Here is a 20,405-nt window from a genome sequence, read left to right as displayed (position 1 = left end):
GTTAACTATATAAGCAAAAAACCACAGGTCATCTGTGGTTTTTTGTTTATATAATGATCAGTGATTAATTTTTAAAAAGCCAACTGATATACATTTCCTCCTTCGTCTTTTCCTTTTTCATCAGCGATAAGCAAAGTTTTATCATTGAAAAAAACAATTGCTTCCTTCTGGGAGTTATGGTTCAACGAAATTTTCTGAATCTTTGCAGAGTTGAAATTATCTGCCATAAATCCGGTAAGAACATGAATATTTTTATGGGTAAGCAATACAATTTTATCTTTTGTGCTGTTGATGGCAGCAGATGTAATAGCAGCATCATTATAACCACCCTGAAGTTTTAATCTTCCAATTAACTTTGCTTCAAAATCACCTTCCTTATTGGGTACCTGAAATACAAGAAAAGTCCCGTCAAAACCTTTGCTCCTGTTTTTGGTGAATAAGTAAAAATTCCCATCCATTTCAACAAAGCCTTCACAGTCGTACAACAGGTTTGACTTTTTCGGTGGAAATTCAGTTTGTCCCTCATAATGAAACTTTGTAGTTTGTATTACTTTTGTTGTGGTTTGTTTCACATCTTTCAGATCCGTCTTTAAAATAGCCAGATCCTGTCTGTTATTATCATTATTCCCAAAATCTCCAATATAAATATTCCCCTGAGCATCAGAAATAATATCCTCCCAATCTGTATTTTCTGCATTTTCTATCGGTATTTGGGCAAGCAACTGCCCTTCACTGTTTAGCCCGTATATGGAATTTTTATTTCCTTTATCTTCTATTACCCAGGTTATCTTTTTATCTTTGGATAAAGTAATCCCTGAAACTTCTTTCAGTTTTTTCGGTAAAGAGTACTGTGTCTGTAATTTATCATTTACGGAATCAGATGGTTGGTTTTGAGCTTTAGGATTGCAGCTTAATAGAAGTGATATAGGTAAAATAAGGAATCTAAGCATATTGTTTGTTCTTTTTTAATTATATGAAACGAACTATGAATAGTTCTGAAATACTATGACTGTTTTGCTTTTTCCCAAAGGACATCCATTTCCTCTAAGGTCATATCAGCAAGTTTTAAGTCTTTCTCATTTGCCAGATCTTCCATCTTTTGAAATCTTGAGATAAACTTAAGATTGGTTCTTTCCAAGGCAGAATCAGGATTAATCCCAGTAATTCTGGCATAATTGATCAGTGAGAAAAACACATCTCCCAGTTCCTGTTCTTTTCTGTGCGGATCTGTCTCCGCATGAAATTCCTGAATTTCTTCATCTACTTTTTTCCAGGCATCTTCTGCATCATGAAATTCAAAACCAATACCCTTTACCTTATCCTGGATTCTGTAAGCTTTTACTAAACTCGGAAGGCTTTTGGGAACGCCTCCTAAAATAGACTTATTCCCTTCTTTCAGTTTCAGTTTTTCCCAATTCTGTTTTACCTCCTCTTCATTTTTTACTTCAGTATCACCATAAATATGAGGATGGCGGAAAATCAGTTTTTCATTGAGGGAATTAATCACATCTGCGATATCAAAACTTCCTTTTTCAGAACCGATTTTAGCATAAAAAACCAGATGGAGCAGTACATCTCCCAGCTCTTTTTTTATTTCCTGTAAATCGTCCTGTAAAATCGCATCTGAAAGCTCATACGTTTCTTCAAGGGTAAGATGACGAAGCGACTGTAATGTCTGCTTCTGATCCCACGGACATTTTTCACGTAAATCATCCATAATATCCAGTAATCTTCCGAAGGCCTCTAGTTTCTCCTGTTTCGTATTCATAAGTAATGGGAAATTCAATCTTATACAAATGTAAGGGTTATTTTGGGTCTATGGCAAGCGTTAAGGATTAAAATTAGGGGTTAATAAATACAGTTCCAAAATATCACATCAGGATCAGGGCTTAAAATTGAAATTAACGGGAATTTTCCCAGCTGATTTACCATCCGAACTAAAACAAAAAACCTTGTTAAGAAATTCTCAACAAGGTTCTGTATTTAAATTCAAAAAAATGAATTATCCTTTTTTAGTATGGGTACTTTTCGGAGCTGATTTTGCTGCTGAAGTTGCTTTTACCTTCGGGGCAGCTGGCTTTTCTGCTTTAGGAGCAGTTTTTTTTGCTTCTTTTTCAATGCTTACTTCTTCAGCCGGTTCTCCTTCTAAAGTTTCAGGCTCAGCTTTCACAAAGCTTTCAGGAGTAATGTATCCTGCTTTCTGAAGAATGTTGTACCATTGTGCCAATTTTTTGATATCAGAAGAATATACTCTTTCTGTATCATAGTTAGGAAGTGAAGCCAACATAAATTCCTTCAGTTCTGCATCAGAAGATTTGTGAGAAATTGTTTCCTTATAATCGTTGTTCTTAGCAATATTTTCAAAAACTTCGAACAAAGGAACTTCTTTATCAAATGTGAACATTGCAATATTATCCAATAAGCTCACCTGGCTTGAATTACCAATGCTTACCTTCTTCTTATTGGTAACATCTTCAATAATAAAACCGTTTCTTAATTGAGAAACTAGTTTGTAAAGTCCTGGTTTTCCAGAAATTGAAATTATTTTTTCTAACAGCATAATTTTATTTTTTGTAAATTTTGCAACCAGCTTTCAGCCTTTGCTTTTTATTATTCTTTTTTATCCTTGTTTAATTTATTTTGGAAATCTCATTTTGTAACCGATGTTTACGTCACCCTGAGAGATCTTTGTCAGTTTACCTTTTACCAGCTTCTTCTTCAATGCACTCAGATGATCAGTAAATAAGATCCCGTCAATGTGGTCATATTCATGCTGAATTACGCGGGCTCTAATATCGGAAAAAGTTTCTGTATGTTTTACAAAATTTTCGTCATAATATTCAATAACGATCGTCTCTTTTCTTTTGACGTCTTCTCTTACATCCGGAATGGAAAGACAACCCTCATTAAACTTCCATTCTTCGCCTGATTCTTCAAGAATTCTGGCATTTATGAAAACTTTCCTGAACTCGGCAAGCTCATCTTTAATGTCTTCATAATCCTCATCTTCTGCAAGAGGGGTCACATCAATAACAAACAAACGGATATCCAGCCCGATCTGAGGAGCGGCAAGACCTATGCCATTTGCACTGTACATTGTTTCAAACATGTTATCAATCAGTTCCTGCAAACCTGGATAATCTTTGTCTATATCTTTTCCTACTTTTCTCAAAATAGGATCTCCAAAAGCTCTTATCGGTAAAATCATCTTAATTTTTGTTCTAAAAAATTCTGCAATATAATTGTTGCACTTACTTTATCTATTAATCCTTTTTCCTGTCTCTTTTTCTTATTTTTCCCACTCTGAGAAATAAAAAAAGAGGCCATTTTTGAAGTAAACCTTTCATCAAAACGATGGACTGCAATATCCGAAAATTCTTTTTGAAATTCTCCTATGAACTTTAAAATATCGTCCTCCACTTCTGAAACATTTCCTTTCAAATCAATGGGAAGTCCAATCACTACTTCATCTACTTTATTTTCATTGAAATATTTTTTCAAAAATTCCATGAGAAAACGGGTCTCTACAGTATCCAGACCACTGGCTATAATCTGCATATCATCCGTCACAGCAATGCCACAACGTGCCTTTCCATAGTCTATTGCAAGGATTTGTCCCATAAGTCTGCAAATTTAGTAAAATTTAATGATTTTATTCATAGCGCACTTTTTTTATATAAATCATGTTTTATTCCATATTTTTTTTTATAATTTTAATCTTCCAAAAAACAATATATGAAGAAACTCATCCTCGTAAGACATGCAAAAAGTGACTGGCCGGAAGAAACGGAGGATTTTGACAGACCTTTAGCAGACAAGGGTTTGGAGGATGCTATGAACATGTCCAGATTTCTGAAAAACAATAATATTTCTATTGATCATTTTGTGTCCAGCCCTGCGGTACGTGCACTGAATACCTGCAAGATTTTCAATCAGGCCTATCAACTGAACTGTGCTACTGATGAAAAATTGTATAATCCTTCAGAAAGAAGCTTTGAATCTGTAATTTATGATCTGGATGACAACCTGAATTCGGTTGCATTCTTCTCCCACAATAATGGAATTTCCAATTTTGCTAATTCTATTTCTGAGGATATTTTCCATTTCCCCACCTGCGGAGTGGCGGGTTTTGAGGTAGACTGTGATTCCTGGTCAGAGTTCGACGGTGCCAAAAAGAAACTGCTATTCTTTTATGAACCCGGGAAAATATAACTTTACTTCTTTACTTTTTTATGTATCAATATTGATCCTTCTTTTCTCATGTCAGAAACAGAAGAAAACCTACTATGAATCTATTGCACTGAATGATATAAAACTTTCCTCTTCTCCAAAACCCGGAAGCTGGCAGTATAATCATGAGGAACATTTCCAGACATTTGCAGATTTTCAGAAATTAAAAAAGATAAAACCTGTACCTGGAAAGGGCACCATTTATCTTCAGCCCATCGGGCAGTTTGATAAACTTCAGAAAAAAGAAATAATACTTATCCAACACTATTTAAAAACCTATTTTCAGCTGGAAACAAAGGTTCTTTCTGTTTTATCCAACACTATTTTCCCTGAAAAAGTTAAAAGAATTTCAAAGGAAGGACAGGAACAGGTTCTTGCGGGATATGTACTGGACAGTATTCTGATTAAAAGAAAACCTAAAGATGCTATTGTATTAATGGGTATTACGGAGAAAGACCTTTTTCCACTACCGGAATGGAATTATGTATTCGGACTGGCGTCATATAAGGATGGTGTGGGAGTAACCTCTATATACCGATTTGCAGACGGCCAATTAACAGATTCTAATTTTAACAAAAGTCTTTTAAGATTAATAAAAATCAGTTCACACGAGATCGGGCACATGTTTGGAATCAGCCATTGTCTGAATGCCAACTGCGTGATGAACGGAACCAATTCATTATCGGAAACGGATTATCATCTTGCCAGAGCCTGCTCACTCTGCCAGAGAAAACTCAATTCAAGTATCCATTATGATAACAAAAAAAGACTTCATGAGCTGAAAGATTTCTTTGAAGAACAGCATCTCAACACTGAGTTTTCCTTAGCACAGCAAGATCTGAACCTTCTTCAGTAAACTAAGATATATTTTATCGGCTGCATATTCCCTCCTCCGGAGAGGTGGCAAAAAATTTATTTTTTTGGGGGGATTAGATTCGGCTAAAGCCATTTTTGATTAGAATCCGCATTATTTGTGAACCAATTAGCGCCATTTATGTTAAAGAAAAAAGAACGGCCTGGGGCCGTTCTCTATAAAACATCTTATGATTTCAATTTTATTTCTTCTTCAGATCCAGATCATCAAAATCAAAGCTGAAGTCCGTAACATCAGAAACAGGTTTCAATTTTGCAGCCACAGCTTTTCCATTCTCGTCATAACTGAAAATAATATAAGCATCTGCGTCATAACTTCTATCATCCCATTTGATGATAAAAGAATTGTTGGAGTAAGGAAGCAGTTCCCCCTTCAGTCTCGGGGAATTCTTGCATGAAATTCTATATCCAGCTCCCTGTTGCACTATATCTACATCACCAAACCAGGCATCATTGTAGGTTCCTGTAAATTGCTCAGCTTTCGGATGAAGATTTTTTTCTTTTTTAAATGCATCAGATCTTGCAAATGCTGCTTTTTTCTGTTTATTATAATCTTCTTCTATTTTAGACATTCTCTCACTATAAGTTTTCAGCCAGTTTCTGTCTGCAACTCCAAGATAAGAATCTTTAACCGTATTAGTAATTGTATTGAATGCAGCTCCCGATTGCTGGTTTGTGAGAACCACAATCCCCAGTTTAAGATCCGGGATTAGTGTAAACTGTGTCACAGTTCCGATTAATCCGCCTGTATGCTGTACCTGTTTATGACCTTTTACATCACTCAGAAACCATCCCAGGCCATATCCGTAAAAACTTGTATCATACGGATTCTTTGCAGCTACCTTATCAGGAATCTGCAGACTCCATAGTTGCCGGGCATTTTTATCAGATACCAGTTTTTTTCCATCTCTGGTCGTGAAATTATTCAAAAGACATTCGGCCCAGGTTGTCATATCTTTGATATTACTCATGATTCCTCCTGCTGCATTAGCGGTCTCGTTCCAGTCATGAGGAACTGTGACTGCTTTTCCATCTACCGGAGCATGGGCATCTATTTTATTGGGGTTTCCTTTAGCCCTGCTATAGCTTCCAAAACTGGAAGTCATTCCTACAGGTTTCATAATTCTCTGCTCAATAAATTCAGCCCAGCTCAATCCTGAAACCCTGTGGATCACCTCTCCTGCAACAATAAACATGATGTTATTATAATCCAATGTTGTTCTGAAAGGATTCTCAGGTTTCAGATACCGGACATTATGTACAATATCATTTACTGTTAAACTGCCCCCTTCCGGAAAAAACATCAGGTCTCCCTGCCCCAATCCTAATCCTGCTCTGTGGGTGATCAGGTCTTTTATTGTTACATTCTGAGAAACATAAGGATCATACATTTGAAACTCAGGGATATATCTGGTTACTTTATCATCCCAATCCAGCTTTCCTTCGTCAGCTAAGATCGCCAATGCCACACAGGTAAACCCTTTGGAGTTGGAAGCTATTCCTACCAGCGTGTTATCATCCATAGGTTGTCTGGTTGCCAGGGAGCGTACACCGAAACCCTTGGAGTAGGTTACTTTTCCATCCTTCACAATTCCCACGGACATTCCGGGAACATCAAAGGTTTTCAGGGTATTTTGGATCAATTCATCCAATTTTTTTTCTTCTATCTGGGCATTTGCCAACCCTATACTGAAAAGAAAAATAAAAAAAGACAGTTTCTGCTTCATTGATTTTTAATTTTCCCAAATTTAGTAAATAACCTCAAAGCTTCTTTATATTTGCAATTTAAAAGCATAAAAAATGGCAATAAACAGATTATTAGTTTTATTCTTACTTATCATAAACTGTAATTTGTATTTCTCCCAGGAAGTGGTTATTAAAGATGACAAGGTTTTACTGGATGGAAAACAGATTCTGAAAGCTGAAAAAATCAGTCTTGCTCAATACTCATTTTTCTCAGTAAAAGATGATGAGGAAGTGTTGCTTTATAAATATATGGATAATGAAACACCGAGCTATGTAAATGATGACTTCTTTATTCTTAATTTTCTGACAGAAAAAATAAAAGTGGAATCTACTGATCTTGGAAAAGTCTCGAATTTTATGAATTCAAAGAAAGCTATGGAAAAGATTATTAAATGGCTGTTAAAAGAAAGGGTTATTAACCGGAATGGTGAATTAAATCCTGACCGTATCGTTATTTTTAAGGAAAAGTATGATGAAAATATCACAGCCAGAACCTTAAGATAATGACAAAGATTCTTCTTCTTTCCGATTCTCATTCTTATATAGATGAACGAATTCTTGAGTATGCTGCCCAGGCTGACGAGATCTGGCATTGCGGAGATTTCGGGAGTATGAATGTTATTGAGCAGCTTGAAAAAATCAATCCACTGAAAGGAGTATATGGAAATATAGATGATGCCAGAATCCGTGCAGAATTTCCGGAAGTAAACCGGTTCCTCTGTGAAGGTCTTGAAGTTTTAATGATTCATATCGGGGGGTATCCTGGAAAATATACTTCGTTAGCTAAGACTGAGATTACCCGTAAAGCTCCCAGATTATTCATATCCGGGCATTCCCATATCCTGAAGGCGATGTACGATGACAAAAACAGTCTTTTACACCTCAACCCCGGTGCTTGTGGAAAACAGGGATGGCATAAAGTAAGGACCATGATGCGATTTGTAGTGGACGGTGAAGAAATAAAAGATCTGGAGATTATAGAATTAGGACCAAGAGTCTGAAAGTATGAAATGGAATTGGCAGAATTTTAAAAGACATTGTATGTAATTGACAAACAACTGTTTATGTTATACATTACACAAAAAGCAGATTAAATTATGAAAATCGGGGATACAGTTTCTGTAGTTGATGAAGATTTAAGCGGAGTTGTAACTTCCGTAAGGGGAAATATTGTGGTTTTCAAAGACGAATATGGCTTTACACATCAATATGCAAGAGAAAAACTGGTCTTTAAGGATGCTGATCTTTATGAAAATATCAGAGTGATAAAAAAAGCCGAACCCCAAAAAATTGTTTCCAAAAAACATCAGAAAAATCATTTGGTTCTGGATCTGCATTTTCATAATTTAGTAAAGAACCCCGAAGATTATGACAGTTTTGAAAGGCTGTTTATTCAAAAGGAAAAATTAATAGAAGTGTTGGAGTTCTGTAGAAAAAATAATTTAAAAAGACTTGAGATCGTTCATGGTATTGGGGACGGAACTTTGCAGAGAATGGTCCGGGATGTTCTGGAGAGCCAGATTAACATTGATTTTTATAATAAGGAAATACTTCACCATCAATCAGGTGCGGTAATGGTAGAATTTCACTAAATTTGCAGGAATTGAAATATGAACGTACTTAATTTACTTTTTACCAAAGACGGATTAATCTATCAGATTGTTAAGAATAAAAGCATTCTGGAGGAAAAGTCTTATTTCGTTACAGAAGAAACACCGGAAAACCTCATTGAGGAAAAACTTGATGAAGTTCTTATCAGGCAGCGTTTTGATGAAATTCAGGTAATTTCTGCACTCAATCATTTTACCCTGATGCCGGAGGGATTCTCTGAGCATGAAGCAGGCTTTGATCTGATTGCCTTTAATGCTCCGGCTGATAAAGAGAATGAAGAGCTTATGCTTTCAATTAACAAAAAGTTTAATATACAGTTCTATTATACTTTTCCAAAACATTACTATAAAAAAATAAAGGAACTTGCAATTCCCGCACATTTTAATTTCTCGGGAGAAAAGTTTTTAACTGCTCTTAATAATAAAGGGAATAAGGAAATTCATATTAACCTGTATCACAATCAATGTGAATTTTTTGCCATTGATCAGAAAAAAATAATACTTTACAATAACCTGGATGTTAATTCTGAGGTTGATTTTCTCTATTTTATTATGTTTACCTTAAGCAAGATAGGTTTTGGGATCAATGAAACCAATTTTTTTGCCTATGGCGAAACAACAGAAAATGAAACGTTTATTTCAGAACTCCAGAAATTTGTTAAAAATCTGAAAATTGTTTTTGACAATATTCCTAACAAGAATTTTATACTTAACTAAGGATAAGGCTTAGGAATAAAGGCTCAGCCTTTTAAAAAATAACAATTACATATTTTTTAATTCCTAATCTCCAATACCTTACCCCTAAACCCTAAAAATATGTTCAGAATCATATCAGGCAAATGGAAAGCCAAAAAAATTGCAGCTCCTAAAAACTTCGAGGTAAGACCAACTACTGATTTTGCTAAAGAAGCCTTATTCAGTATTCTGGAAAACAAATATGACATGCAGTCTGTTTCCGTACTTGATCTGTTTGCAGGAATAGGCTCTATTTCATTAGAATTTGCTTCCAGAGGATGTCAGGATATAACTTCGGTAGAAATGAATCCTAAACATACAGCATTTATTAATTCCACTGCATCTGATCTGGACATGGCACTTCAGATCAATGTACAGCGAGGTGATGTATTTGACTGGCTAAAAAAATTCAGAAATAAAAAAGCTTTTGAAATAGTTTTTTCCGATGCGCCTTTTGAAATGGAAGAGAAAAAATATTACGAGTTAATCTCTCTGGTCCTTAATAATAAATATTTAAAAGAAAACGGAGTTCTTATTGTGGAACATCAGAGCCGTATGAAACTGGATCATCCTAATCTGGCAGATACCCGAAAATACGGAAATGTAAGTTTCAGTTTTTTTGAACCCAATAAAGAAAATGATAATCAGGAACTCTAATTCCTGATTATTTTTTTTGAGTTGGCGGGAGCCTCTTCCCCCCATTTGGTAATGGCCTGTAAAACAGGCAGCAATGTCTTTCCAAAATCCGTTAAAGTATATTCCACTATTAAAGGTGGTTTCTCTGTAAATACTTTCCTGTCAATGATATTATCATCTTCCAGCTGCTTTAACTGCAGACTGAGGGTTCTTTCTGTAATGGTAGGAATAGATTTCTTTAATTCATTATATCTTTTTGCACCATCAATTAAATGATGCAAAATAACCGCTTTCCATTTCCCTCCTATAAATCTCATGGTTACACTGGTGCAGCAAGGATATGATTTATTATCTACTGTATACATTTTTTATACTATCATTTTTTACCGTTATTGCAAAGGTAATAAACTTAAATTAATTTTGTAACTATAAAAATGATAGTATAAAATTATGAGTTTTTTAGAAAAAATGAAAACACGGTATACCGTAAAACAGTATAACCCGCAAGGAAAAATCAGTGAAGAGCAAATCAATGAGTTGAAGGAAATCCTGAATCTGAGTCCTTCATCCATTAACAGCCAGCCATGGAATTTCATCTTTATTACTGATCCTGCAGTAAAAGAAAAACTTGCAGACGCATCTTATTTTAACAAGGAAAAAGTTTTGGATAGTCATCTTTTAATTGTATTTCAGGTATTAAAAAATCCGGATGACTTCGAAAAACAAATTGAAGAAAACCTTCCTGAAGGCGCAGTAAATTATTACCGTTCCATGGTAAAGCCTAAAGGTGAGAACGCTGTTAAATCCTGGCTGGAGCATCAGGTATACCTGTCATTAGGGGTTTTACTTTCTGCATGTGCAGCAATAGGCATTGATTCGACTCCTATGGAGGGTATTGACACTCTGAAATATGATGGGATCCTGAAAAATAAGTCTTATGAAACCCTGTTTGCCGTCGCTATAGGTATAAGGGCTGAAACTGATGCTAACCAACCATCAATAACGCCGAAAAGAAGGCTGAAAAATCAAAATGTGATCCTTGAGATATAAAAATCATGTTTGGGAAAACAAAAAAGCTGCCTTATTAAGACAGCTTTTTTATTATAGTACTTTTAATTCCAGATCAATGGTTTTTCCAAAAAACTTTTTAGAGATTTTCTCAAAGTTTTTGGTAAGATCTGAAAGATAAAAATGATAATTAGGGTTAGGATTATTATCATTTAAAAGATGATACTTATCCAGGATAATCTTCAGATGGTTGGCTACAATATTTGGCGAGTCAATAACCCGAACCCTGTTTCCGTAATATTGTTTGATCTCATCAATTAAGAGTGGATAATGCGTACAGCCAAGAATCAATGTCTCAATATTCTTAAGTTTATTATTACTCAGGTAATTGTAAATAATAGCATGAGTAATCGGATGATTCTTAAATCCTTCTTCAATAGCAGGAACCAGCAAAGGGGTTGCCAGCTCATCCACCTTAATCCATTTATTATGTTTTCTGATACTTTTTTTATAAAGACCTGAATTCACAGTAGCCTTCGTTGCAATCACCCCCACATTATTATGAATTTCATATGAAACTTTTTCTGCTACAGGGTTAATAACATCTATTACCGGAACTTTACCCGCAACGGAATGCATTACCTCGTTTAGTGCATTTGCTGTAGCTGTATTACAGGCAATCACTATTGCCTTACAATTCTGCGCCAGTAAAAAATTAGTAATCTTTGTAGAATATTCAATAATTGCTTCCCTGGATTTTTCTCCATAAGGAAGGTGCTTGGTATCTCCAAAGTAAATAAGGTCTTCATTAGGAAGGAGTCTTTTAATTTCTTTGGCAACTGTAAGTCCTCCTACTCCGCTATCAAAAATACCAATCGGCTGACTGGGTGAAAGATGCGAATAATCTTGCTTTTTAGTTTTCAAATTGTGAACTGAAATTTTATACAAAAATAGTGAATTGCATTGTAATTAATTAAGATTATCAATGGAATAATCTTTTGGAAATCTCACTTTGTAACTTACTCTGAACTTTCTGGTTTCAGATGGTGAAATTTTGACATCCCAGATCAAAAACCCTTTTTCTTTGTCAAATTCTGCATGGTCACTTTGAATAAGTTCAACTTTTACAGATTCATCTTTACTTATAGGAATCAGATCCTTTACCTCAATATTAATCGTCTCTTTCTTATTGTTCCTTACTATAAGATCATAAGAAAATGTTTTTTCCTGATAAGAAGAAAAAAACTTTTCACCTGCCTTGTCATTAATAATTTCCTTACGTACACTTATTCTTTTATCGTCACCCAGGGTAATGTTTAATAAATCCTGAGTTTGATCAGGATTTATCCGTGTCTCTCCTACATACATATTTTCAAAGATTACACTGGCCGGTCCTGAAATAAGATTATACTTACTAAAGTCTTTGATACGCGCCATCAGATAAGCATTGGTAGTCTGCCTGGGAACTGTAACATACTTATATTCCGCCGGAATTTTTATTTGTTTCAGATTAATAAAATGACCTTCATCGTTAGACATTATATCATATGGAATATCCACATCAAAGCTTATGTTCAATTGATTCTCAATAATCTTAAACCCATATCCTATCATAACAACTTCTTCAATCTGTTTTTCTGCAGAGATGGTGTCTTTTTTACGAACAGAAGAAGGCCTTTCCTCATTTTTAAAAGAATTCAGAAACCAGGGTTTCATGACAGGAGCATTATTATTTCTTGACGATTGTCCGTTAATCAAAGAAAGTTTGACCCCTTTCCAGTCAAGTCCGGTATCCTGTGTTATTTTTGCCTTAAATGTGATATCCAATGGCTCAGTCAATTTACTTCCTTTAATTTCATAAAAAGGCTCCCAGGAAACATTCTTAGCAAGATATCCAAGATTCATTTTTGCATTTACAGCACCATTACTCATTATCTTCAGGACAAAAACCCCATCAGAATATGTTTCTTCTGAAACTGCATTTGCTTTAAGTCGTTTTTTAAAATTGTCAAGCCTTAATACTGCCTCCGCATATTTTTTATTAATATCCAGCTGTGCAATACTGATCTCACTTCTTTTTGTTTTATAATAATCAGTAAGCTGCATAAGCTGTGCTACACTGGAAGTATTACTTCCTACTAAAAGAGCCTGGTTCTTATCCAGCAGCTCAAGTGTTTTTTCATTGGTCTGGCGTTCAATATTAATTTTGGTGATAATATTTTCCAAAATACTGATACTATCTTTAACCTTTTTTTCTGCAGGATTAAGATGGTCAGCATATTTAGAAGGAAAGCTGTCACTATACTGCGCTGAAAGAATTGAAATATTTTTATTATTGGTATCAATCTGTATGGATTTTTCAACAATATCATCAGATATATTGGTAATAATCACCTCAGAAACTCCGGATGGAAGTGAAATATTTACCAGATTTTGGAGTTCTGCCGAATTACGGTAAACATTTATAGCAGTAACTTTTGCTTTTACAAAAATTGGTTTTTGGGAAAAATAAAGTACAGTTGAAAAAAGAGAAAATAGCAATAGAGTCTTCTTCATGGTTTATTAGTATATATTTAAAGCTAATTTCAAATATACATTAATAAATGTTATACTATAAATAAATCAGAAGCAATTCCGTCTGCCATAAACCAATGTTCCTCGGGAATTTTTAAATGCTCGTTTTCTATAATCAAAACTCCTTCTTTTATTTTGGATTTTATTTCTTCCTGAAAATGGTCCTGGATTTTACCTGAAAATTTTCTTTTTAAAGTCAACAGATCTACTCCCCATATAGTACGTAACCCAATCATAATCATTTCATTAAACTGATCCTCCTGAGAAAGGATTTCCTCGCTCTTGGCAAGATTTTTGGCAGCAAGCTTTTTAATATACTGCTGATTATTGGCAACATTCCAGCTTCTGACATCAAACCCATTGTAGGAATGAGCCGATGGGCCTATTCCAAGATATTCCTGATACTTCCAATAAGCAGAATTATGTCTGGAATAAAATCCGGGTCTGGCAAAATTGGAAACTTCATAATGCTCAAAACCATTATCTTTTAAAAAGGCTGACATATAGTAAAATTCTCTGTTCTGTTCCTCTTCTTTCGGGCTTTTAATCTTTCCTTTTGAAATCCAGTTTTCCAATGTCGTTTTGGGTTCAACGGTCAAGGCATATGATGAGATATGGGGAATTTCAAGTTCAACTGTTTTCTTCAGATTTTCTTTCCAGATCTCAAGATTAGAGGTTGGAGACCCATAGATCAAATCAATACTAAGGTTCTCAAACCCAAAATCCTGGGCCCTCTTAACAGAGCTTTCCGCTTCAGATGCATTGTGTGCCCGGTTCATCAGTTTTAAATCTTCTTCAAAAAAGCTCTGAGTTCCTATTGATAAGCGATTAACCGGAGTCCCTGCCAGCTGTTTTAAAAACTGCTTATTAAGATCATCCGGATTTGCTTCCAATGTGATTTCAATATCATTTCCAAAACTAAAGTATTTCAGAATCTCATCAATTAAAGAATTAATTTCATCAACTGAAAGAATAGATGGGGTTCCGCCTCCAAAATATAATGATTTCAAAGTCTTATTTTGCAATTCATCTTTCCGTAGAAATATTTCAGTTTTCATTGCATGGAGCATTTCATCCTTAAAATTCAGGGATGTTGAAAAATGAAAGTTACAATAACTGCACTTCTGTTTACAGAAAGGAATGTGAATATATATCATAAAAAAAGCTCTGAAAAATTCAGAGCTCAAATTTATTTAAATTAAATTGATTAATATCTAAATCCTCTAACATTAATAAAGTTATCGAAGTTATAACCAAGACCGATCATAAAGCTGTTTCCTCCATAACTCTGAATATCAGATAATCCAAGATTGTATGTTGCACCAATCATGAATTTGTTAAATCTTACTTTAACAATTGGAGAAATACTCAGATCCTGATTATCGAATCTGTTTTGAACCGTTCTGTAGCTTACTCCGAAAGAGAAAGCATTGATATCATTAGAGAAAGTTGCCATCAGGTTCCAGTCAACCATTCTCGTAGAATTTGTATTTAAGTTAATTAATGCTGATGGTGCTAAAGTAATATTATCAGCAATGTTCCAGTTGTATCCTAAGTTAAGGAAGAATTTAATAGGTGATGGCTCGTAATTGTTTACGATAGATTCGTCATTACTTAATGCGATATCATTTACTGAAACTCCTCCGAAAAGGCCTCTGTAAGTAGCGGCAAGACCGAAGTTGGCATACACCATAAAGATATTACTTTCTTCTCCTCTCAATAATGGGTCTCCCCCCTCTTCAGTATTGATTTTTGAGTAATCAAAGTTCATGTTATAGAAGTTAACACTTGTACCGAAAGAAAACTGATCCTTTCTGTCTCCTTCGCTGCTTAATGGAATAAAATATGAAGCACCCGCTGTAATACCTCCGGCAGAGATCGGCCCGTTACTGTCTCTGAATACAGAAATACCTGCTCCCACTCTATCAAAAATGTTCGCATTAATCCCTAGTGACTGTACATTCGGAGAATTGTTGAACTTTGAAAATTGTTGTTGATAATTGGCGTTGAGCTGTACGTAATCTGTTTTTCCGTATTGAGCTGGGTTGAACAGGAACTCACCATCCAAAAGATATTGCTGATAGTATGGTAGTGATTCTTGTGCTTTGTATGCATTTGACAAAAGAGCTAAACATACGATAGCATATAGTTTTCTCATAACAAATCTTGATTTCAATTCAACAAATATAAAAAAATTCTCAATATATTTTTAGTTTTCCAAATAATTTCTCCATTTTTTTACAGCATCCGCCATATCTTTGGGCATTGGGCTCTCAAAATATAATTCCTTTTTTGTTGTTGGATGTATAAATCCTAAGGTGTGTGCATGAAGTGCATGTCTGGGCAGAATTTCAAATACATTTTTAATAAACTGCTTATATTTCGGAAGATTTACGCCTCTTAACGGAGTGTGTCCCTCGTATCTCTCATCATTAAATAAAGTGTGTCCCACATGTCTGAAGTGCGCCCTGATCTGATGGGTTCTTCCTGTCTCAAGTTTACACTCTACCCAGGTCATATATTTGAATCTTTCCAGCACCTTATAATGGGTAACCGCATGTTTTCCCTGGCTTCCATCTTCATATACAGACATCTGCATTCTGTTTTTAGGATGTCTTCCTATATGCCCCCGGATCGTTCCTTCATCTTCCTGCAGATTTCCCCATACAAAAGCCCAGTAAAGCCTTTTGGTTGTTCTGTTAAAAAACTGCTTTGCTAGAAAGCTTAAAGCATATTCGTTTTTGGCAATCACCAGTAAACCTGACGTATCCTTATCAATTCTATGCACAAGACCTACCCTGTCCAGATCAGATTTTTCCCCGTTCTTTTCGAAATGATAAGCCAAAGCATTCACCAGCGTACCATCCCAGTTTCCGAATCCCGGGTGTACAACCATACCTGCTTCCTTATCAACCACAACCAGATCATCATCTTCATATATTATATTGACAGGTATATCCTGCGGAATGATAACATTCTCTCTTGGCGGATGCGTAAGCAGTACTGAAATCTGATCTCCCGGCTTTACACGGTAGTTTTGCTTTACAGCGTTCCCGTTAACAATAACGTTTCCGGCTCTGCAGGTTTGTGAAATTTTATTTCTTGAAGAATTCTGCCGGTATATCAAAAGGAACTTATCAATTCTTAATGGCTCCTGTTTACTGTCCACAGTAATATTAAGATGCTCATACAATCCCTTATTCTCTTCATCAATATCAATATTTTCAATACTGTTGGAGTCTAGTAATTCTTCATCTAAAAAGTCTTCGCTATCTTCTGACATTGTTTGATTTTTTACACAAAAGGCTTCAACATTTTGCAGTTGAAGCCTGTATTATTTTATACTTGTTAAATATTATTCTACTACTACTTTTTTAGCCTTTGGCTTTTGAGTAGTCTGCTGACCACCTGTATTGGATGATGCAGCCGGTTTAGTTGTACTTCCGGCAGGCTGACTGCTGGAAGAAACTTTGGCTTTTTCCGTACCGGCAACAGGTTTAGAAGTTGTGACCTCAGTTTTCGCCGGTTCCGCTTTAGGGGTTTCTTTCTTAGGAACCGGAGGCGCTACCGGTGCTTCGTAAACAGGTTCAGTATGAACTTCTTCGTATCTCACCGGCGGAAGAGAGGTATCCACCTTCATACGGTAAATTGAATTCAGCTGTTCCACCTTAGCCCGTAGTTCGGCAGGAGTTCTTTTACTTGCCCATAAATCGATCTGCATCCCCTGGTCACGGACATCTCCTGCAGCAGGATCCTGATAGTAAATAATATCAGATTCATCTTTTCCTCCATCTTCATATTCTACCAGTCCTACCTCAAACATACTTTTTGTAATAACAGCCCTTGCTTCTTTTACCGAAAGCCCTACCACATTAGGAATTGAAATATTTCTCATCGGACCGGACCCTACCACAACATCAATGACAGAGAATCTAGGTAATCGCGTTCCGGGATTCACCGCATTTCCTTTATACAGTATTCTTAAAAGTGCATCTTTCTGGATGCTTGGCTCATAAATCGTATCTCCTATCTTAAGACCTACCTGATCCAATCTCTGGAATGCCAATCCCGAATATTTATTGATAACATCCGGTACAGCAATCTGAGCCCATGTTCTTGGATTGACCCTCAGACGCACCGTTCTTCCGTCTTTTACTCGGGATCCTGGTGAAGGATAAATCTGAAGAACCTGGAATGGCCTGTATTTAGGATCATAATTAGCACTGTCTACTTCATATTCAAGCCCGGTATCATCTAATATTTTAATAGCATCATGTACAGACTTATTAATAACATTCGGAACCGGTATCTCCTGACCATGATTTGTATGATATTCCAACCAACGAAATGTGAGCCATACCAAGCCCACAAAAACGCCGATGGCTATTACTAAATTCAGTAAAACTTTCCAATTGAAAAGTGATTTAAGCATATTAAAAAATACTTTAATTAGAACCGCAAATATAACTAATAATTTTAGAATGTGCTTTTTATTTAACAATTCATTTTTGATTTTAAAATTTCCGGATTTCCCATATTGCATTACATAAAATGATTAAATTTGCCTTAATTGATACTATAATGGTTATGAACAAAAAAAGCGTTGCCGTAGTAATGGGAGGCTATTCTGACGAATATGTTGTTTCTTTAAAAAGCGGGCAGTTGATTTATGATTCTTTAGACAGAAATCTTTATGATGTATATAAAGTTGTGATCCTGAAAGATGAATGGTATTTCTTAGGGGAAAATGATAAAAAGTACAATATCAACAGGGGAGATTTTTCTGTTAATTTAGAAAATGGAGAAACCCTGAAGTTTGATGTCTGCTTTAATATTATCCATGGAACTCCTGGAGAAAATGGCATTTTACAAGCATATTGGGATGCCATTGGCCAAAAATATACAGGCTGTGATTTTTACCAGAGTGCTCTTACTTTTAATAAAAAAGACACTCTTGCCGTTCTGTCAAAATACGGAATCCCTTCTGCTAAAAGCGTTTATTTAAGGAAAGGCGAAACAATCGACATTGACGGAATTATAGAAGAATTAGGTCTTCCGGTTTTTGTAAAGCCCAATCAGTCCGGGTCTTCTCTGGGTATTTCAAAAGTAAAAGAGAAGTCAGGTCTTATTGCCGCTACGGAAATTGCTTTCAAAGAAGATGATGAAATCCTGATTGAAAGTTTTTTAAACGGAATGGAAGTTTCTGTAGGAGTCATTGATTTCAAAGGGGAAACAATTGTACTGGGAATCACAGAAATTGTATCAAAAAATGAATTTTTCGATTATGAAGCAAAATATGAAGGAGCTTCTGAAGAAATAACTCCCGCAAGAATTGATGAGGAAACCACCAGAAAAGTGGAGGAAATTGCCAAAAGAGCGTACAATTCGTTAGGAATGAGTGGATTTTCACGAAGTGAGTACATTTTAATGGATGGAATCCCTTACATGCTCGAAATGAATACAAACCCCGGATTCTCCCCGGCAAGTATTCTTCCGCAGCAGGCAAAACATTACGGAATTTCCATTACTGATCTTTGTGGAAATGAGGTCGAAAAAGCCTTAAACAAAAGAAAATAAAAAAATTAGAGATGAGAGGTTAGAAACCGGAAAGCAGGCTTTCACATCTCTCATTATTTATATCTTAATTCATACCCTATACAACATGAAAATTGCTGTTTTCCCCGGATCATTTGATCCTATAACACTAGGACATTACGATATTATAGAAAGAGCGGCACCGTTATTTGATAAACTGATTATAGCTATCGGACAGAATTCCCAAAAGAAATACATGTTCCCTCTTGAAAAAAGAATGGAATTCATTCAAAATTCAGTAGCAGAGTTTCCTAACGTGGAAGTGGACTCTTTTGAAGGATTAACGGTAGACTACTGCTTTGAAAAAAATGCTCAGTTCATTATCAGAGGCCTTAGAAACCCTGCCGATTTTGAATTTGAAAAAGCGATTGCCCATACCAACAGAACTTTAGCTCATAAAAAACTGGAAACTGTATTTTTATTAACGTCATCAGGAAAATCCTTTATCAGCAGCAGCATTGTAAGGGAAGTCATTACCCACGGCGGAGAATACGAACTGATGGTACCGGACTCAGTAAGAGTACAAAAATAGAAAAGACAATAAATAAGCAATAAATGATAATTGATAAAGTGGCTGGGAATTTGCTTAAGCAAAAAATCACTCATCGATTATCATTTATTATGTATATATATGCACGAACAGTTTAATTTTGCCATAGAAGTACTTGGTACAATATCTTTTTCCATGTCAGGAAGTTTTGCTGCTATGCAGAAACGGCTTGATCCTTTTGGAGTCCTTATTATTGCATTTGTTACTTCTGTAGGTGGAGGAACTGTAAGAGATCTGCTTTTGGATATCCCGGTTTTCTGGATGCACGATCTTCTGATGTGTTCATTAATCCTGATCACCAGTATATTTTCAATGGTATTCAAATCTCTTGAAAAGAACTTTAAGGTGACCTTATTTATTTTTGACAGCTTCGGATTGGGACTGTTTACAATTATTGGTGTCCAGAAAGGCTTAAATGCAGGGATACATCCTATGATCTGTATCGCATTGGGAACGATCACAGGTTGTTTCGGAGGTATAATCCGGGACATACTGCTTAACAGAATTCCTTTGATTTTCAGAAAGGAGATCTATGCAACAGCATGTATTGTAGGAGGTGCAGCATTTCTGTTAATGACTAAATATACGCCTCTCTCTTATACCTTTATACAGATATTTACCATTTTACTGATTGTTGGCATACGGACCTTTGCTGTAAAATACCATTGGCAGATGCCTAAATTTTATGGATATGATCAGAATTCAGAAATGTAATTATTTGACTAGTCCTGAAAATCTGATACAGATTTAAGTACAAAAATAAATAATTAAACCAGAGTAATTTTACTATTACTTTGGTTTTTGTTTTTATAGGTTTTCATTTTAATTTGTGACTGGTTATGCATTTG

Annotated in this window: 24 protein-coding genes; 11 read left to right on the top strand and 13 right to left on the bottom strand. The window is 35.4% G+C overall.

Going from position 1 to position 20,405, the window contains the following annotated elements; genetic code table 11:
* Nucleotides 1–71: 71 nt before the first annotated feature.
* From DRF59_RS08755 to ruvX, 5 genes are all read right to left on the bottom strand, one after another.
* Nucleotides 72–950 (bottom strand): hypothetical protein, encoded by an 879-nt coding sequence (locus DRF59_RS08755; RefSeq protein ID WP_115958820.1) that lies wholly within the window; start codon nt 948–950, stop codon nt 72–74.
* Between the two features lie 53 nt (nt 951–1,003).
* Nucleotides 1,004–1,768, bottom strand: a complete 765-nt coding sequence (gene mazG, locus DRF59_RS08750; protein WP_115958818.1) for a nucleoside triphosphate pyrophosphohydrolase — start codon at nt 1,766–1,768, stop codon at nt 1,004–1,006.
* A gap of 234 nt (nt 1,769–2,002) precedes the next feature.
* On the bottom strand, nt 2,003–2,560 hold the full coding sequence (locus DRF59_RS08745) for a DUF5606 family protein (protein WP_115958816.1): 558 nt from the start codon (nt 2,558–2,560) through the stop codon (nt 2,003–2,005).
* Nucleotides 2,561–2,635: 75 nt separating this feature from the next.
* Nucleotides 2,636–3,208, bottom strand: coding sequence for a peptide deformylase (gene def, locus DRF59_RS08740; protein WP_115958814.1), 573 nt, complete (start codon nt 3,206–3,208; stop codon nt 2,636–2,638).
* Nucleotides 3,205–3,621 carry a Holliday junction resolvase RuvX gene (gene ruvX, locus DRF59_RS08735; protein WP_115958812.1) on the bottom strand — a complete coding sequence of 139 codons (417 nt, stop codon included), beginning with the start codon at nt 3,619–3,621 and terminating at the stop codon, nt 3,205–3,207. Before ruvX ends, def begins: the two co-directional genes overlap by 4 nt.
* Before the next feature lie 114 nt (nt 3,622–3,735).
* Here ruvX and DRF59_RS08730 point away from each other — a divergent pair, with 114 nt between their 5' ends.
* Both DRF59_RS08730 and DRF59_RS08725 read left to right on the top strand, forming a co-directional pair.
* Nucleotides 3,736–4,212, top strand: coding sequence for a SixA phosphatase family protein (locus DRF59_RS08730; RefSeq protein WP_115958810.1), 477 nt, complete (start codon nt 3,736–3,738; stop codon nt 4,210–4,212).
* Nucleotides 4,193–5,086 (top strand): archaemetzincin, encoded by an 894-nt coding sequence (locus DRF59_RS08725; protein ID WP_115958808.1) that lies wholly within the window; start codon nt 4,193–4,195, stop codon nt 5,084–5,086. Before DRF59_RS08730 ends, DRF59_RS08725 begins: the two co-directional genes overlap by 20 nt.
* Before the next feature lie 199 nt (nt 5,087–5,285).
* On the opposite strand, the gene DRF59_RS08720 is transcribed toward DRF59_RS08725, so the two are convergent.
* A complete protein-coding gene (locus DRF59_RS08720; RefSeq protein WP_115958806.1) occupies nt 5,286–6,830 on the bottom strand; it encodes a serine hydrolase in 1,545 nt (514 codons plus the stop codon).
* Between the two features lie 73 nt (nt 6,831–6,903).
* Here DRF59_RS08720 and DRF59_RS08715 point away from each other — a divergent pair, with 73 nt between their 5' ends.
* The 5 genes from DRF59_RS08715 (at nt 6,904) to DRF59_RS08695 (ending at nt 9,851) form a co-directional block, all read left to right on the top strand.
* Nucleotides 6,904–7,353 (top strand): hypothetical protein, encoded by a 450-nt coding sequence (locus DRF59_RS08715; RefSeq protein WP_115958804.1) that lies wholly within the window; start codon nt 6,904–6,906, stop codon nt 7,351–7,353.
* A complete protein-coding gene (locus DRF59_RS08710) occupies nt 7,353–7,850 on the top strand; it encodes a metallophosphoesterase family protein (protein ID WP_115958802.1) in 498 nt (165 codons plus the stop codon). The genes DRF59_RS08715 and DRF59_RS08710 overlap by 1 nt, the downstream gene beginning before the upstream one ends.
* Nucleotides 7,851–7,946: 96 nt before the next feature.
* Entirely contained in the window at nt 7,947–8,441 is a 495-nt protein-coding gene (locus DRF59_RS08705; protein ID WP_115958800.1) for a Smr/MutS family protein, read from the top strand.
* An 18-nt stretch (nt 8,442–8,459) separates the two neighbouring features.
* Nucleotides 8,460–9,176, top strand: coding sequence for a DUF3822 family protein (locus DRF59_RS08700; RefSeq protein WP_115958798.1), 717 nt, complete (start codon nt 8,460–8,462; stop codon nt 9,174–9,176).
* A 99-nt stretch (nt 9,177–9,275) separates the two neighbouring features.
* Nucleotides 9,276–9,851, top strand: coding sequence for an RsmD family RNA methyltransferase (locus DRF59_RS08695; protein ID WP_115958796.1), 576 nt, complete (start codon nt 9,276–9,278; stop codon nt 9,849–9,851).
* Here the strand turns inward: DRF59_RS08695 and DRF59_RS08690 are convergent.
* Nucleotides 9,848–10,195, bottom strand: coding sequence for a winged helix-turn-helix transcriptional regulator (locus tag DRF59_RS08690; RefSeq protein WP_115958794.1), 348 nt, complete (start codon nt 10,193–10,195; stop codon nt 9,848–9,850). The genes DRF59_RS08695 and DRF59_RS08690 overlap by 4 nt on opposite strands.
* An 85-nt stretch (nt 10,196–10,280) precedes the next feature.
* Between DRF59_RS08690 and DRF59_RS08685 the strand changes: the two genes are divergently transcribed.
* Nucleotides 10,281–10,880, top strand: coding sequence for a nitroreductase family protein (locus DRF59_RS08685; protein WP_115958792.1), 600 nt, complete (start codon nt 10,281–10,283; stop codon nt 10,878–10,880).
* 51 nt (nt 10,881–10,931) lie between these two features.
* Here the strand turns inward: DRF59_RS08685 and murI are convergent, their stop codons facing one another.
* The 6 genes from murI to DRF59_RS08655 all read right to left on the bottom strand — a co-directional run bounded on the left by murI (nt 10,932) and on the right by DRF59_RS08655 (nt 17,844).
* Nucleotides 10,932–11,762, bottom strand: a complete 831-nt coding sequence (gene murI / locus DRF59_RS08680) for a glutamate racemase (protein ID WP_115958790.1) — start codon at nt 11,760–11,762, stop codon at nt 10,932–10,934.
* A 45-nt stretch (nt 11,763–11,807) separates the two neighbouring features.
* A complete protein-coding gene (locus tag DRF59_RS08675) occupies nt 11,808–13,394 on the bottom strand; it encodes a DUF4139 domain-containing protein (RefSeq protein WP_115958786.1) in 1,587 nt (528 codons plus the stop codon).
* A 50-nt stretch (nt 13,395–13,444) separates the two neighbouring features.
* Nucleotides 13,445–14,569: a radical SAM family heme chaperone HemW gene (gene hemW, locus DRF59_RS08670; RefSeq protein ID WP_115958784.1), complete on the bottom strand. Its 1,125-nt coding sequence runs from the start codon at nt 14,567–14,569 to the stop codon at nt 13,445–13,447.
* 50 nt (nt 14,570–14,619) lie between these two features.
* Complete coding sequence (locus DRF59_RS08665; RefSeq protein WP_115958782.1) at nt 14,620–15,570, bottom strand: PorP/SprF family type IX secretion system membrane protein; 951 nt, start codon at nt 15,568–15,570, stop codon at nt 14,620–14,622.
* A 51-nt stretch (nt 15,571–15,621) separates the two neighbouring features.
* The gene (locus DRF59_RS08660) at nt 15,622–16,695 is read right to left on the bottom strand and encodes an RluA family pseudouridine synthase (protein ID WP_185144909.1); all 1,074 of its coding nucleotides are present in this window, start codon (nt 16,693–16,695) and stop codon (nt 15,622–15,624) included.
* Between the two features lie 72 nt (nt 16,696–16,767).
* Nucleotides 16,768–17,844 (bottom strand): PASTA domain-containing protein, encoded by a 1,077-nt coding sequence (locus DRF59_RS08655; RefSeq protein ID WP_115959264.1) that lies wholly within the window; start codon nt 17,842–17,844, stop codon nt 16,768–16,770.
* Nucleotides 17,845–17,999: 155 nt separating this feature from the next.
* Between DRF59_RS08655 and DRF59_RS08650 the strand changes: the two genes are divergently transcribed.
* The 3 genes from DRF59_RS08650 to DRF59_RS08640 all read left to right on the top strand — a co-directional run bounded on the left by DRF59_RS08650 (nt 18,000) and on the right by DRF59_RS08640 (nt 20,271).
* Nucleotides 18,000–18,989 carry a D-alanine--D-alanine ligase gene (locus tag DRF59_RS08650; RefSeq protein WP_115959262.1) on the top strand — a complete coding sequence of 330 codons (990 nt, stop codon included), beginning with the start codon at nt 18,000–18,002 and terminating at the stop codon, nt 18,987–18,989.
* Nucleotides 18,990–19,074: 85 nt separating this feature from the next.
* Nucleotides 19,075–19,539, top strand: a complete 465-nt coding sequence (gene coaD, locus DRF59_RS08645) for a pantetheine-phosphate adenylyltransferase (protein WP_115958780.1) — start codon at nt 19,075–19,077, stop codon at nt 19,537–19,539.
* 99 nt (nt 19,540–19,638) lie between these two features.
* Entirely contained in the window at nt 19,639–20,271 is a 633-nt protein-coding gene (locus DRF59_RS08640; protein ID WP_115958778.1) for a trimeric intracellular cation channel family protein, read from the top strand.
* The last annotated feature ends 134 nt before the right edge of the window (nt 20,272–20,405 follow it).

This window comes from Chryseobacterium flavum (assembly GCF_003385595.1).
Taxonomy (GTDB): domain Bacteria; phylum Bacteroidota; class Bacteroidia; order Flavobacteriales; family Weeksellaceae; genus Chryseobacterium; species Chryseobacterium flavum.
This window is presented reverse-complemented; position numbering and strand designations above follow the sequence as displayed.

Coding starts and splice junctions, on each gene's coding strand:
- DRF59_RS08700 (WP_115958798.1), top strand. CDS start 8,460: ATGAACGTACTTAATTTACTTTTTACCAAAGACGGATTAATCTATCAG.
- DRF59_RS08685 (WP_115958792.1), top strand. CDS start 10,281: ATGAGTTTTTTAGAAAAAATGAAAACACGGTATACCGTAAAACAGTAT.
- DRF59_RS08690 (WP_115958794.1), bottom strand. CDS start 10,195: ATGTATACAGTAGATAATAAATCATATCCTTGCTGCACCAGTGTAACC.
- DRF59_RS08725 (WP_115958808.1), top strand. CDS start 4,193: ATGAACCCGGGAAAATATAACTTTACTTCTTTACTTTTTTATGTATCA.
- DRF59_RS08665 (WP_115958782.1), bottom strand. CDS start 15,570: ATGAGAAAACTATATGCTATCGTATGTTTAGCTCTTTTGTCAAATGCA.
- DRF59_RS08660 (WP_185144909.1), bottom strand. CDS start 16,695: ATGTCAGAAGATAGCGAAGACTTTTTAGATGAAGAATTACTAGACTCC.
- DRF59_RS08730 (WP_115958810.1), top strand. CDS start 3,736: ATGAAGAAACTCATCCTCGTAAGACATGCAAAAAGTGACTGGCCGGAA.
- coaD (WP_115958780.1), top strand. CDS start 19,075: ATGAAAATTGCTGTTTTCCCCGGATCATTTGATCCTATAACACTAGGA.
- DRF59_RS08745 (WP_115958816.1), bottom strand. CDS start 2,560: ATGCTGTTAGAAAAAATAATTTCAATTTCTGGAAAACCAGGACTTTAC.
- def (WP_115958814.1), bottom strand. CDS start 3,208: ATGATTTTACCGATAAGAGCTTTTGGAGATCCTATTTTGAGAAAAGTA.
- DRF59_RS08650 (WP_115959262.1), top strand. CDS start 18,000: ATGAACAAAAAAAGCGTTGCCGTAGTAATGGGAGGCTATTCTGACGAA.
- DRF59_RS08695 (WP_115958796.1), top strand. CDS start 9,276: ATGTTCAGAATCATATCAGGCAAATGGAAAGCCAAAAAAATTGCAGCT.
- DRF59_RS08710 (WP_115958802.1), top strand. CDS start 7,353: ATGACAAAGATTCTTCTTCTTTCCGATTCTCATTCTTATATAGATGAA.
- DRF59_RS08720 (WP_115958806.1), bottom strand. CDS start 6,830: ATGAAGCAGAAACTGTCTTTTTTTATTTTTCTTTTCAGTATAGGGTTG.
- ruvX (WP_115958812.1), bottom strand. CDS start 3,621: ATGGGACAAATCCTTGCAATAGACTATGGAAAGGCACGTTGTGGCATT.
- DRF59_RS08705 (WP_115958800.1), top strand. CDS start 7,947: ATGAAAATCGGGGATACAGTTTCTGTAGTTGATGAAGATTTAAGCGGA.
- hemW (WP_115958784.1), bottom strand. CDS start 14,569: ATGATATATATTCACATTCCTTTCTGTAAACAGAAGTGCAGTTATTGT.
- DRF59_RS08755 (WP_115958820.1), bottom strand. CDS start 950: ATGCTTAGATTCCTTATTTTACCTATATCACTTCTATTAAGCTGCAAT.
- DRF59_RS08655 (WP_115959264.1), bottom strand. CDS start 17,844: ATGCTTAAATCACTTTTCAATTGGAAAGTTTTACTGAATTTAGTAATA.
- mazG (WP_115958818.1), bottom strand. CDS start 1,768: ATGAATACGAAACAGGAGAAACTAGAGGCCTTCGGAAGATTACTGGAT.
- DRF59_RS08640 (WP_115958778.1), top strand. CDS start 19,639: ATGCACGAACAGTTTAATTTTGCCATAGAAGTACTTGGTACAATATCT.
- DRF59_RS08675 (WP_115958786.1), bottom strand. CDS start 13,394: ATGAAGAAGACTCTATTGCTATTTTCTCTTTTTTCAACTGTACTTTAT.
- DRF59_RS08715 (WP_115958804.1), top strand. CDS start 6,904: ATGGCAATAAACAGATTATTAGTTTTATTCTTACTTATCATAAACTGT.